Source organism: Streptomyces sp., from assembly GCF_035644915.1.
GTDB lineage: Bacteria > Actinomycetota > Actinomycetes > Streptomycetales > Streptomycetaceae > Streptomyces.
This window is the reverse complement of sequence record NZ_DASQNP010000089.1, coordinates 1-11,859: the sequence shown is the minus strand read 5'-3', so window position 1 is coordinate 11,859 and position 11,859 is coordinate 1. Positions and strand designations below refer to the sequence as shown.

At 73.9% G+C, this 11,859-nt stretch carries 10 protein-coding genes; 6 read left to right on the top strand and 4 right to left on the bottom strand.

The features are described from left to right. On the bottom strand, nucleotides 1-1,558 hold a 1,558-nt coding region (locus VE546_RS11110), incomplete at its 3' end, for a homocysteine S-methyltransferase family protein (RefSeq protein ID WP_324921142.1). 228 nt (nucleotides 1,559-1,786) lie between these two features. Here VE546_RS11110 and VE546_RS11105 point away from each other — a divergent pair. From VE546_RS11105 to VE546_RS11085, 5 genes are all read left to right on the top strand, one after another. After that, a complete protein-coding gene (locus tag VE546_RS11105) occupies nucleotides 1,787-2,551 on the top strand; it encodes an IclR family transcriptional regulator (protein WP_324921140.1) in 765 nt (254 codons plus the stop codon). A 385-nt stretch (nucleotides 2,552-2,936) separates the two neighbouring features. Further along, nucleotides 2,937-3,725 carry an MIP/aquaporin family protein gene (locus tag VE546_RS11100; protein ID WP_324921138.1) on the top strand — a complete coding sequence of 263 codons (789 nt, stop codon included), beginning with the start codon at nucleotides 2,937-2,939 and terminating at the stop codon, nucleotides 3,723-3,725. A gap of 69 nt (nucleotides 3,726-3,794) precedes the next feature. After that, nucleotides 3,795-5,312, top strand: a complete 1,518-nt coding sequence (gene glpK / locus VE546_RS11095; RefSeq protein ID WP_324921136.1) for a glycerol kinase GlpK — start codon at nucleotides 3,795-3,797, stop codon at nucleotides 5,310-5,312. Nucleotides 5,313-5,317: 5 nt separating this feature from the next. Beyond that, complete coding sequence (locus tag VE546_RS11090; RefSeq protein WP_324921134.1) at nucleotides 5,318-6,937, top strand: glycerol-3-phosphate dehydrogenase/oxidase; 1,620 nt, start codon at nucleotides 5,318-5,320, stop codon at nucleotides 6,935-6,937. Nucleotides 6,938-7,078: 141 nt separating this feature from the next. After that, nucleotides 7,079-7,594 (top strand): DinB family protein, encoded by a 516-nt coding sequence (locus VE546_RS11085; protein ID WP_324921132.1) that lies wholly within the window; start codon nucleotides 7,079-7,081, stop codon nucleotides 7,592-7,594. Between the two features lie 22 nt (nucleotides 7,595-7,616). Here VE546_RS11085 and VE546_RS11080 read toward each other — a convergent pair whose 3' ends face one another. Further along, complete coding sequence (locus VE546_RS11080) at nucleotides 7,617-8,615, bottom strand: aldo/keto reductase (protein WP_324921131.1); 999 nt, start codon at nucleotides 8,613-8,615, stop codon at nucleotides 7,617-7,619. Nucleotides 8,616-8,885: 270 nt separating this feature from the next. Here VE546_RS11080 and VE546_RS11075 point away from each other — a divergent pair, with 270 nt between their 5' ends. Beyond that, nucleotides 8,886-9,950: a PAC2 family protein gene (locus tag VE546_RS11075; RefSeq protein WP_324921129.1), complete on the top strand. Its 1,065-nt coding sequence runs from the start codon at nucleotides 8,886-8,888 to the stop codon at nucleotides 9,948-9,950. Nucleotides 9,951-10,062: 112 nt separating this feature from the next. Here the strand turns inward: VE546_RS11075 and mshC are convergent, their stop codons facing one another. Together mshC and VE546_RS11065 are read right to left on the bottom strand one after the other, a co-directional pair. Beyond that, nucleotides 10,063-11,292, bottom strand: a complete 1,230-nt coding sequence (mshC, locus tag VE546_RS11070) for a cysteine--1-D-myo-inosityl 2-amino-2-deoxy-alpha-D-glucopyranoside ligase (protein WP_324921127.1) — start codon at nucleotides 11,290-11,292, stop codon at nucleotides 10,063-10,065. 153 nt (nucleotides 11,293-11,445) lie between these two features. After that, nucleotides 11,446-11,859 (bottom strand): SCO1664 family protein (locus VE546_RS11065; RefSeq protein ID WP_324921125.1); only part of this gene is annotated, 414 nt, incomplete at its 5' end.

The following is an 11,859-nucleotide window of genomic DNA, read 5'->3' as shown; positions in this document are numbered from 1 at the left end:
CCTCACGGATGCCCCAGTTGCCGGTCAGGTCGGCGATCAGCCGCTCGGCGATCTCGACCTTCTTCTCGGCGGTGCGGGCCTGGCCCTCCTCATCGATGGTCAACCCGATCAGCGCCGCCCCGTGCTCCCTGGCCAGCGCGGTGATCTGCGCGAACCGCGAGTCGGGGCCGTCACCGTCCTCGTAGTTCACCGAGTTGATCACCGCCCGGCCGCCCAGCTTCTCCAGGCCGGCGGCGATCACCGCCGGTTCGGTGGAGTCCAGCACGATCGGCAGCGTGGAGGCCGTCGCCAGCCGCCCGGCCAGCTCGGTCATGTCCGCCACCCCGTCGCGGCCCACGTAGTCCACGCACACGTCCAGCAGGTGCGCGCCCTCACGGATCTGCTCCCGCGCCATCTCCACGCAGTCGTCCCACCGGCCCTCGAGCATGGCCTCGCGGAACTTCTTCGACCCGTTGGCGTTGGTCCGCTCCCCGATCGCCAGATACGCGGTGTCCTGCCGGAACGGCACCGCCTGGTACAGCGACGCCGCGCCCGGCTCCGGGCGCACCTCCCGCTCGGCCGGGATCAGCTCCCGCACCCGCTCCACCACCTGCCGCAGGTGCTCGGGCGTGGTGCCGCAGCACCCGCCCACCAGGGACAGCCCGTACTCGGAGACGAACGTCTCCTGCGCCTCGGCCAGCTCGGCGGGCGTGAGCGGGTAGTGCGCGCCGTCGGCGGTCAGCTCCGGCAGGCCGGCGTTGGGCATGCACGACAGGGGGACGCGGGCGTGGCGGGCCAGGTAGCGCAGGTGCTCGCTCATCTCCGCCGGGCCGGTGGCGCAGTTCAGCCCGATCACATCGATGCCCAGCGGCTCCAGCGCGGTCAGCGCCGCGCCGATCTCCGAGCCCAGCAGCATGGTCCCGGTGGTCTCCACCGTCACCGACACGATCACCGGCAGGTCCAGCCCGGCCGCCTCCAGGGCGCGGCGGGCGCCCAGCACCGCCGCCTTGGTCTGCAGCAGGTCCTGGGTGGTCTCGACCAGCAGCGCGTCCGCCCCGCCGGCGATCAGCCCCTCGGCGTTGCGCTGGTAGGCGTCCCGCAGGGTGGTGTAGTCCACGTGGCCCAGGGTCGGCAGCTTGGTGCCCGGCCCCATCGACCCCAGCACCCACCGCACCCGGCCGTCGGAGGCGGTGAAGGAGTCCGCCGCCTCGCGCGCGATCCGCGCTCCGGCCTCGGACAGCTCCTCGATCCGGTCGGCTATCCCGTACTCCCCCAGCGCCGCGTGGTTCGCGCCGAAGGTGTTGGTCTCCACACAGTCCACACCCACCGCGAAGTACGCCTCGTGCACCGCGCGCACGATGTCCGGTCGGGTCACGTTCAGCACTTCGTTGCAGCCCTCGAGCTGCTGGAAGTCCTCCAGCGACGGCTCGGCGGCCTGCAGCATCGTGCCCATCGCCCCATCGGCCACCACCACCCGCGAGGCCAGTGCCTCGCGAAGGGCATCGGCGCGGGGGGCCTTCGACGGGCCCGCGGGGGCGGACGGGGGCACGGTGACGGACGGAGACGGCAAGGCTGCCATGAAGGGCTCCCTGAGGTGCGACGGCTGTCGGCTATGCGTCTTCCGCACGGAAGCGCACCCAGCCAGGGTATCCGCCGGGGCCTCGCGGGCCGGTGGTGTTCCGATGGATGGACTCAAAGGTGGCTGGAACGGCTACCACGACATCGCCATGATCCGATAGCGTTCGGCATTGTCGAATCGTGTTTTCTGGCCCACCGGAGCGAGAACCGAACAGAGGAGAGATACGCGATGGCCCGGACCATCCAGTCGCTGGAACGGGCGGCGGCGGTGCTGCGGCTGCTCGCCGGGGGTGAGCGGCGCCTCGGGCTGTCCGACATCGCCTCCGCGCTGGGCCTGGCCAAGGGCACCGCCCACGGCCTGCTGCGCACCCTCCAGCAGGAGGGCTTCGTCGAGCAGGACCCGGCCTCGGGCAAGTACCAGTTGGGCGCCGAACTGCTGCGGCTGGGCAACAGCTACCTGGACGTCCACGAGCTGCGGGCCCGCGCCCTGGTGTGGACCGACGACCTGGCCCGGTCCAGCGGGGAGAGCGTCTACCTGGGTGTGCTCCACCAGCAGGGGGTGCTGATCGTGCACCACGTCTTCCGGCCCGACGACAGCCGCCAGGTGCTGGAGGTGGGTGCCATGCAGCCGCTGCACAGCACCGCGCTGGGCAAGGTGCTCGCGGCGTACGACCCGGTGGCGCGGAACGAGGCGATGGACGCCGAGCGCACCGCCCTGACGGCGCACACGATCACCGAGCCGGAGGCGTTCGAGGAGGTCCTGGAGCTGACCCGGGCCCGGGGCTGGGGCTCGGACGTGGAGGAGACCTGGGAGGGCGTGGCCTCCATCGCCGCGCCGATCCGCGACCACCGCCGGATGCCGGTGGGTGCCGTGGCCGTCACCGGCGCGGTGGAGCGGGTGTGCGCCGGCGGGTCGATCCAGCCGCGGCTGGTGGCGGCCGTGCGGGACTGCGCCCGCGCGGTCTCCCGCGACCTGGGCGCGGGCCGCTTCTGAGAACCCGCCGGGCCGCGGTGCCCCGTCCGGCCCCTCCCGCCCGGTCCTTCCACCTGGTCCTCCCGCGTCGCCGTCCGGCCCTTTGCCGCATGCGTGACGCCCGTGCGCCGCGCCGGGGGTCTCCACCCCTGCTTGGCACATTATTTTTCACTCCCGCACGGGAAGGCCCCGGGCCTTCCGAAGGCCGCCGGACGCTTTGCGGGGATTTCAGGCCCGCGGCGCGCCCCGAGGGAGCGCGTTCCGCTGCACACACCCTTGACGGGATGTTCAACGGGCATAAAACTGCCGTTCGGCGGTCGACATTGTCGAACACCGAACGGGACTCGGTCCGCCTCCCCCACTTCCTCCATCGGGCTCCCTCCGGACACGAACAAAGGAGTCGCGGGTGTCCAGCTCCGACATATTCCTGGGCGAGACCATCGGTACCGCCGTCCTCATCCTGCTCGGCGGCGGCGTCTGCGCCGCCGTCACGCTCAAGCGCTCCAAGGCGATGGGAGCGGGCTGGGTCGCCATCACCTTCGGCTGGGGCTTCGCCGTCCTCACCGCCGCCTACATCGCCCTGGGCCTCTCGGGAGCCCACCTCAACCCGGCCGTGACCGTCGGCATCGCCGTGCAGAGCGGGAAGTGGGGCGAGGTGCCCGTCTACTTCGCCGGCCAGTTGCTCGGCGCCATGATCGGCGCCGCCCTGGTGTGGGTCTGCTACTACGGCCAGTTCCTGGCGCACCTGGGCGACCGGGAGGTCGTCGGCGGCCCCGGGGCCGAGGCGACCGCGGCGGCCGACCGGCGGCGCGCAGGCGCCCCCGGCCCGGTGCTCGGCGTCTTCTCCACCGCCCCCGAGATCCGCAACCCCGTGCAGAACCTGGCCACCGAGACCGTCGCCACCACCGTGCTGGTCCTGGCGATCCTCACCCAGGGCCTCACCAAGGGCCTGGCCCTGTCCGGCACCGGCGTGCTGGTCACCGCCCTCGTCGTCGTCGGGCTCGGCCTGTCGCTGGGCGGCCCGACCGGCTACGCCATCAACCCGGCCCGCGACCTCGGGCCGCGCATCGTGCACGCCCTGCTGCCGCTGCCGAACAAGGGCGGCTCGGACTGGGGCTACGCCTGGGTGCCGGTGGCCGGCCCCCTGCTGGGCGGTGTCCTCGCGGGCGGCCTCTACCGGCTCGCGTTCGCCTGACCCCCGCGGGCGGATCCCCGCCCCCGCCCCCTTTTCCCTCGCCCTCGCCCATCCCTTGGAGCACCCGACATGAGCGACACCCGCCGCGAGTTCATCGCCGCCATCGACCAGGGCACGACCTCCAGCCGCTGCATCGTCTTCGACCGGGACGGCCGCATCGTCTCGGTCGGCCAGAAGGAGCACGAGCAGATCTTCCCCGAGCCGGGCTGGGTCGAACACGACGCCGCGGAGATATGGGCCAACGTCCAGGAGGTGGTCTCCGAGGCCCTCGACAAGGCGGGCATCACCCGCGACGACGTCCGGGCGCTCGGCATCACCAACCAGCGCGAGACGACGCTGCTGTGGGACCGCGCCACCGGCGAGCCGGTCCACAACGCCATCGTCTGGCAGGACACCCGCACCGACGCCCTCTGCCGGGAGCTGGGCCGCAACGTCGGGCAGGACCGCTTCCGCCGCGAGACCGGCCTGCCGCTGGCCTCGTACTTCGCGGGCCCGAAGATCCGCTGGCTGCTGGACAACGTCGAGGGGCTGCGCGAACGCGCCGAGGCCGGCGAGATCCTCTTCGGCACGATGGACTCCTGGGTCGTCTGGAACCTCACCGGCGGCCCCGACGGCGGCGTGCACGTCACCGACGTCACCAACGCCTCCCGCACCCTGCTGATGAACCTGCGCACCCTGGACTGGGACCCGCGCATCTGCGAGTCCATCGGCGTGCCCATGGCGGTGCTGCCCGAGATCCGCTCCTCCGCCGAGGTCTACGGCGAGGCCCGGGGCGCCCTGGAGGGGGTGCCGGTGGCCTCCGCGCTCGGCGACCAGCAGGCCGCCCTGTTCGGCCAGACCTGCTTCTCGCCGGGCGAGGCCAAGTCGACGTACGGCACCGGCACGTTCCTGCTGCTCAACACCGGCTCCGAGGCCGTCAACTCCTACAACGGCCTGCTGACCACCGTCGGCTACCGCATCGGCGACCAGGACCCGGTGTACGCCCTGGAGGGCTCGATCGCCGTCACGGGCTCGTTGGTACAGTGGATGCGCGACCAAATGGGTCTGATCAACAGCGCCGCCGAGATCGAGACGCTGGCCAGCTCGGTGGAGGACAACGGCGGCGCCTACTTCGTTCCCGCCTTCTCCGGACTGTTCGCCCCCTACTGGCGCTCCGACGCGCGGGGCGTCATCGCCGGCCTCACCCGCTACGTCACCAAGGCCCACATCGCCCGGGCGGTCCTGGAGGCGACCGCCTGGCAGACCCGCGAGATCGTCGACGCGATGGAGAAGGACTCCGGCGTCGAGCTGACCGCCCTGAAGGTGGACGGCGGCATGACCAGCAACAACCTGCTGATGCAGTACATATCAGACGTACTGGACGCCCCGGTCGTCCGGCCCATGGTCGCCGAGACCACCTGCCTGGGTGCCGCCTACGCCGCCGGCCTCGCCGTCGGCTTCTGGCCCGACACCGACGCGCTGCGCGCCAACTGGCGGCGGGCGGCGGAGTGGACGCCCCGGATGGCGGCGGACGCACGCGAACGCGAGTACAAGAACTGGCTCAAGGCCGTGGAACGGACCATGGGCTGGATCGAAGAGGAGAACTGATCCACATGAGCACCACGCGAGGCGTCCCCACCCTCGGGGCGCGCCCGGTCACCGGCCCCAATCCGGGCCGCGCCGAGACCAGGGAGGTGCTGGCGGGCGCCGTCTTCGACCTGCTGGTCGTCGGCGGCGGCATCCTGGGCACCTCGGTCGCCTGGCACGCGGCGCAGTCGGGGCTGCGGGTGGCGATGGTGGACGCCGGCGACTTCGCCGGCGCCACCTCCTCCGCCTCCTCCAAGCTCGTCCACGGCGGGCTGCGCTACCTGCAGACCGGCGCGGTGAAGCTGGTCGCCGAGAACCACCACGAGCGGCGGGTGCTGGCCAGGGACGTGGCCCCGCACCTGGTCAACCCGCTCACCTTCTACCTGCCGGTCTACCGGGGCGGCCCGCACGGCGCGGCCAAGCTCGGCGCGGGCGTCTTCGCCTACTCCGCCCTGTCCGCCTTCGGCGACGGCGTCGGCCGGCTGATCTCCCCGGCGAAGGCCGCCGCCGACAACCCCGCGCTGCGCACCGAGAACCTCAAGGCGGTCGCGGTCTACGGCGACCACCAGATGAACGACTCCCGGGTGGCGGTGATGACCGTCCGCGCCGCCGTGCACTCCGGTGCCGTGGTCCTCAACCACGCCGAGGTCACCGGCCTGCGCTTCACCGGCGGCCGGGTCACCGGCGCCGAGCTGAGGGACCGGCTGGACGGCACGGAGTTCGGCATCGACGCCCGTCTGGTGCTCAACGCCACCGGCCCGTGGGTGGACCACCTGCGGCGGATGGAGGACGCGGGCGCCGCGCCCAGCGTCCGGCTGTCCAAGGGCGCGCACCTGGTGCTGAAGCGCAGGGCGCCGTGGAAGGCGGCGATGGCCACGCCCGTCGACAAGTACCGCATCACCTTCGCCCTCCCCTGGGAGGACCACCTGCTGCTGGGCACGACCGACGAGGCGTACGAGGGCGATCCGGCCGACGTCTCCGTCACCGAGTCCGACATCCGGCAGATCCTGGAGGAGGCCGCGTTCTCCGTGCGGGACGAGCACCTGGACCGCGACCTGATGACCTACGCCTTCGCGGGCCTGCGGGTGCTCCCCGGCGGCCCGGGCGGCGTGGAGTCGGCCCGGCGGGAGACGGTGGTCACCGAGGGCCGCGGCGGGATGCTCTCGGTCGCGGGCGGCAAGTGGACCACCTACCGGCACATCGGCCGCACGGTGATGCGCACGCTGACGCGGCTGCCGGGCACCTCGGCAGCGGGGATCACCGAGGACGCCGTGCCGGTCTCCGACCTGGTGCGGCGGGTGCCGCTGCCGGGCGTGGCCAACCCCGACGCGGTCACCCACCGGCTGCTGGTGGACCGCGAGCCGGGCGTCCCGCTCGACCCGCCGACCGCCCGGCACCTGGCGACCCACTACGGGGCGCTGGCCTTCGACATCGCCCGGCTGGTGCACGAGGACCCGGCGCTGGGCGAGCGCGTCCACCCGGACGCCCCGGAGATCTGGGCGCAGGTCGTCTACGCCCGGGACCACGAGTGGGCCGTGACGGTGGACGACGTGCTGCGCCGCCGCACCACGCTCACCGTCCGGGGGCTGGACACCGAGGAGGTCCGCGCGAGGGTCGCGGAGCTGCTGGCGGCGCGTCCGGCCTGACCGGCCGCGCCCCGTTGCGCGGCGGGCCCGTGCGGCGGCGGTCTCCCCGCCGTGCGGGCCCGCACCCGTAAGCACCGCTGAACCTTCCGGTGAAGGAACACTCGCTGGTGCCGGGCCGCCGGCTGCGGAATGCTGACCGGCATGATCACACCCGACACCAAGAACTGGACCTGGGTGCTGGAGCGCCCCTGCCCCGAGTGCGGCTTCGACGCCCGGTCCGTCCGGGGCGAGGACGTGCCCGCACTGCTGCGCGAGAACGCCGCGGCCTGGCGGCCGGTGCTGGAGCGCGCCGACGTGCGCGAGCGCCCGGCGCCGGACGTCTGGTCGCCGCTGGAGTACGCCTGCCACGTGCGGGACGTGTTCCGGGTCTTCGACGGGCGGCTGCGGCTGATGCTCTCCGAGGAGGGCCCGTCCTTCCCCGACTGGGACCAGGACGCCACCGCCGTCGCCGAGCGCTACGGCGAACAGGACCCGCACCGGGTGGCCGGTGAGCTGGAGGAGGCGGGCGAGGCCCTGGCCGCCCGGTTCGGGACGGTGACGGGCGGGCAGTGGCAGCGCACCGGCGACCGGAGCGACGGCTCCCGCTTCACCGTGGAGACCTTCGCCCGGTACCTGCTCCACGACCCCGTCCACCACCTCCACGACGTGACCCGCTGAGCCCCCGCCGGACCGCCCCGCCTCACTCCGCCGGCAGCGGGAGGCCCTCCGGGAGCAGGCCGCGCTCCACCAGCGCGTGCCACAGCTCCTCGGGCACCTCCCGGGCGAACATCCGCGCGTTGTCGCGCACCTCGGCCTCGGTGGCACAGCCGACGACCACCGAGGCCACCGCCGGGTGGCCGAACGGGAAGCGCAGCGCCGCCGCCCGCAGCGGCACCCCGAACTCCCCGCACACCGCCTGGATGCGCCGTGCCCGCTCCAGCACCTCCGCCGGCGCCTCGCGGTAGTCGTAGTGGGCGCCGGGGCGGGGGTCGGCGAGCAGCCCGGAGTTGTAGACCCCGCCGACGACGACGGAGGTGCCGCGCCGCTCGCAGACCGGCAGCAGGTCGGTGGCCGCCCGGTGGTCCAGCAGCGTCCAGCGGCCCGCGCACAGCACCACGTCGACGTCCAGGTCGGCGACGAACCGGGCGAGGACGTCGCTGTGGTTCATGCCGAAGCCGATGGCCCCCACGGCCCCCTCGGCGCGCAGCTCGGCCAGCGCCGGGAAGCCGGTCTCGTACACCTCGCGGACGTGGTTCTCCACGTCGTGCAGCAGCAGGATCTCCACCCGGTCGGTGCCCAGCCGCTCCAGGGACGCCTCGACGGTGGCCCGGATGCCGTCCCGGCCGAGGTCCCACACCCGCGCCCGCGGCGGGGTGTCGGTGAAGCCCTCCCCGTCGGGCGGCTCCTCGCCCGGGGCGAGCGGGCGCAGCCTCCGGCCGACCTTGGTGGAGACGACGTACGAGGCGCGGTCGCGCCCGGCCAGCGCGCGGCCGAGGCGCTCCTCGGACAGGCCGACGCCGTAGTGCGGCGCGGTGTCCAGATAGCTCCAGTCCTCCTCCAGCGCGGCCTCCACGACCGCGCGCGCCTGCTCCTCGCCCATGGGGCGGCGGAAGTTGCCGAGGGGGGCGCAGCCCAGGCCGATCGGCGGCACCCGCACCCCGGTGCGTCCCAGTTCCCGTCCCCCGCCCGGTCCCGTCATGGCTGTCCCCTTCGTCCGCCGCCTTCGTCCGCCGCCGTGCCCCGTACCGTATGCACCGGTTCAGTGGGCGTCCCGGTGGTCACCACTGCCCCGGTGAGCACCCCGGGACACCTGCGGCGGTATCCGGACGCATCCGCGCCCCGCCGCCCCGGAAAGGCGCGCGAAGGCTGCGGGGCGGACGCCGTCACGCCGTAGGCTGGGCCCGCACGGTAATGACACGTCAGCCGGTACGGAGCGGAACGCTCCGCGTCGGCCGGAAGGAGGCACTGGGTGATCGAGCTCGAGGGGGTTCCCGAGCTGGTTGACCCGGTCATGGTGGCCGCGTTCGAAGGCTGGAACGACGCCGGCGACGCCGCCTCCGCCGCGGTCGCCCATCTGGAGCGGGAGTGGAAGGGCGAGGTGTTCGCGGCGCTGGACGCCGAGGACTACTACGACTTCCAGGTCAACCGTCCCCAGGTGTGGCTGGAGGGCGGCGTACGCAGGATCACCTGGCCCACGACCCGGTTGTCGGTGGTGCGGCTCGGCGAGGCCGACGGCCGGGGCCGGGCCCGCGACCTGGTCCTGGTGCGCGGCATCGAGCCGAGCATGCGCTGGCGGTCCTTCTGCAACGAGATCCTGGGCTTCGCCCACGAGCTCGGCGTGGAGATGGTCGTCGTGCTCGGCGCGCTGCTCGGCGACACCCCGCACACCCGGCCGGTCCCGGTCACCGGCACCACCTCCGACCCGGACCTGGCCCGCACGATGGATCTGGAGGAGTCCCGCTACGAGGGCCCCACGGGCATCGTCGGCGTCCTGCAGGAGGCGTGCACGCACGCGGGCGTGCCGGCCGTGAGCCTGTGGGCCGCGGTGCCGCACTACGTCTCGCAGCCGCCCAACCCGAAGGCGACCCTCGCCCTGCTCAACCGGCTGGAGGACCTGCTGGACGTGCGGATTCCGCTGGGCGAGCTGCCGGAGGACGCCCGCGCCTGGCAGCTCGGCGTGGACCAGCTGGCCGCCGAGGACAACGAGGTGGCCGAGTACGTCCAGTCGCTGGAGGAGGCCCGGGACACCGCGGAGCTGCCGGAGGCGTCGGGCGAGGCGATCGCCAAGGAGTTCGAGCGCTACCTGCGGCGGCGCGACGGCCACACCGCCGGCGGCGGTACGGCCGCCGAGGGCGGCTCGTACCTGCGCGACACCTCCGGCGGTGCCCCCGGCGGCCGGGGCCGGCCGGCGAAGCCGGAGGAGGACGAAGAGGACGGGGAGGACGGGGACCCGGACGGCGGGGACGGCCGGGAGGACGGGCCGGACGGCTCCGGGGACGCAGAAGGGGGCGGGAGCGGGGACGGCGGGTCCTGACCCCCGGCCGGCTCCCGGACCGCACGAACCGCCCGGGCCGCCGGGGCACCCCTCTTCCGGGGGCGTCCCGGCGGCCCGGTGCTGTGCGGGGAGCCGGCGGGGAGCGGGGTGCTCAGAGCGCGACGCCGAGCAGGGCGTCCACGGCGCGCGAGACCAGTCCGGGCGCGCCGGTGTCCTCGCCGCCGCTCTCCCGCTGGTGTTCGGCCCAGCGGTCGACCGCGGCCAGCGCGGCGGGCGAGTCGAGGTCGTCGGCGAGGGCCGTGCGGATCTCCTCCAGCAGCGCGTCGGCCGGCGGCCCGTCGGGGCGGGAGACGGCGGCGCGCCAGCGGCCGAGCCGGGCGACCGCCTCGTCCAGGACGGAGTCCGTCCACTCCCAGTCCGAGCGGTAGTGGTGGGCCAGCAGCGCCAGGCGGATGGCGGCCGGGTCGACGCCGTCGCGGCGCAGCCGGCTGACGAAGACCAGGTTCCCTCTGGACTTCGACATCTTCTCGCCGTCGAGCGCGACCATCCCGGCGTGGACGTAGGCGCGGGCGAAGGGGTGTTCCCCGGTGAGGGCCTGGGCGTGCGAGGCGCCCATCTCGTGGTGGGGGAAGGCCAGGTCGGAGCCGCCGCCCTGGACGTCGAAGCCCATGCCGAGGTGTTCCAGTGCGATGGCGACGCACTCGATGTGCCAGCCGGGGCGGCCGGGGCCGAGCGAGCCGCCGTCCCAGGAGGGCTCGCCCTCGCGGGCGGCCATCCACAGCAGCGGGTCGAGCGGGTTCTTCTTGCCGGGGCGGTCGGGGTCGCCGCCGCGCTCCGCCGACAGGTGCCGCATCGTCTCCGCGTCCAGGCCGGAGACCTCGCCGAAGCGGGGGTCGGAGGCGACGCTGAAGTAGACGTCGCCGTCGAGTTCGTAGGCCGCGCCGGCGTCGCGCAGCCGTTCGACGATCGGGACGATGGCGGGTATGGATTCGACGGCGCCGACGTAGTGCTTCGGGGGGAGCATGCGCAGGGCGGTCATGTCCTCGCGGAAGAGCGCGGTCTCGCGCTCGGCGAGCGCGGCCCAGTCGTCACCGGTGGCGGCGGCCCGCTCCAGCAGCGGATCGTCGACGTCGGTGACGTTCTGCACGTAGTGGACCTGCCGCTTGTTGTCGAGCCACACGCGCTGCACGAGGTCGAACGCGTTGTAGGTCGCCGCGTGCCCGATGTGGGTCGCGTCGTACGGCGTGATGCCGCAGACGTAGAGGCGGGCGACGGGACCGGGGGCGAGGGTCACCCGACCGCCGGTCGCGGTGTCGTGGAGGCTGAGGTCGTGGCCCTGACCTGGCAGGGCGGGCACCTCGGAAGCGGGCCAGGCATGCATGGTCATGAGCGTAACCGGCACTTGGTGATGCCCACGAGCGGGATTCGGCCACTAGCCGAAAAGCGCCCTTTGGCCGGTGCGGCACGGGCGGGGCCCGGTCCGGCGGACGCCGAACGGGCCCGGGACGGGCCGGGGATGGGCCGGGGACGGGCCTCAGACGGGCGGCCAGGGGATGGCGGGCCAGTCTCCCCCGGGCAGCGGATGACGCCCGGTGCTCAGCAGGCCGTCGGTCCTTTTGCGCAGGGCGTCCAGTTCGGCGGGGGTGATCAGTTCGGCCAGCCGGGCGGCGAGCGGGGCGCCGTCGGCCAGCGCGGCCGACAGGGCGCGCAGCGGCTCCAGCGTCTCGGTGGGCAGCGGCTCGCCCGCCCAGCCCCACAGCAGCGTGCGCAGCTTGTCGTCGGTGTGGAAGGTGACCCCGTGGTCGATGCCGTACAGGCGCCCGTCCGCGGTGGTCAGCAGGTGCCCGCCCTTGCGGTCGGCGTTGTTGATCACCGCGTCCAGGACGGCGAGGCGGCGCAGGCGCGCGTCGTCGGCGTGCACCAGCAGCGCGGTGCGGCCCTCCCCCAG

What these genes read in the sequence shown, in the direction of transcription:
- glpK (WP_324921136.1), top strand. Translation starts at nt 3,795, where the DNA reads ATGAGCGACACCCGCCGCGAGTTCATCGCCGCCATCGACCAGGGCACG.
- VE546_RS11085 (WP_324921132.1), top strand. Translation starts at nt 7,079, where the DNA reads ATGATCACACCCGACACCAAGAACTGGACCTGGGTGCTGGAGCGCCCC.
- VE546_RS11105 (WP_324921140.1), top strand. Translation starts at nt 1,787, where the DNA reads ATGGCCCGGACCATCCAGTCGCTGGAACGGGCGGCGGCGGTGCTGCGG.
- VE546_RS11090 (WP_324921134.1), top strand. Translation starts at nt 5,318, where the DNA reads ATGAGCACCACGCGAGGCGTCCCCACCCTCGGGGCGCGCCCGGTCACC.
- VE546_RS11080 (WP_324921131.1), bottom strand. Translation starts at nt 8,615, where the DNA reads ATGACGGGACCGGGCGGGGGACGGGAACTGGGACGCACCGGGGTGCGG.
- mshC (WP_324921127.1), bottom strand. Translation starts at nt 11,292, where the DNA reads ATGCATGCCTGGCCCGCTTCCGAGGTGCCCGCCCTGCCAGGTCAGGGC.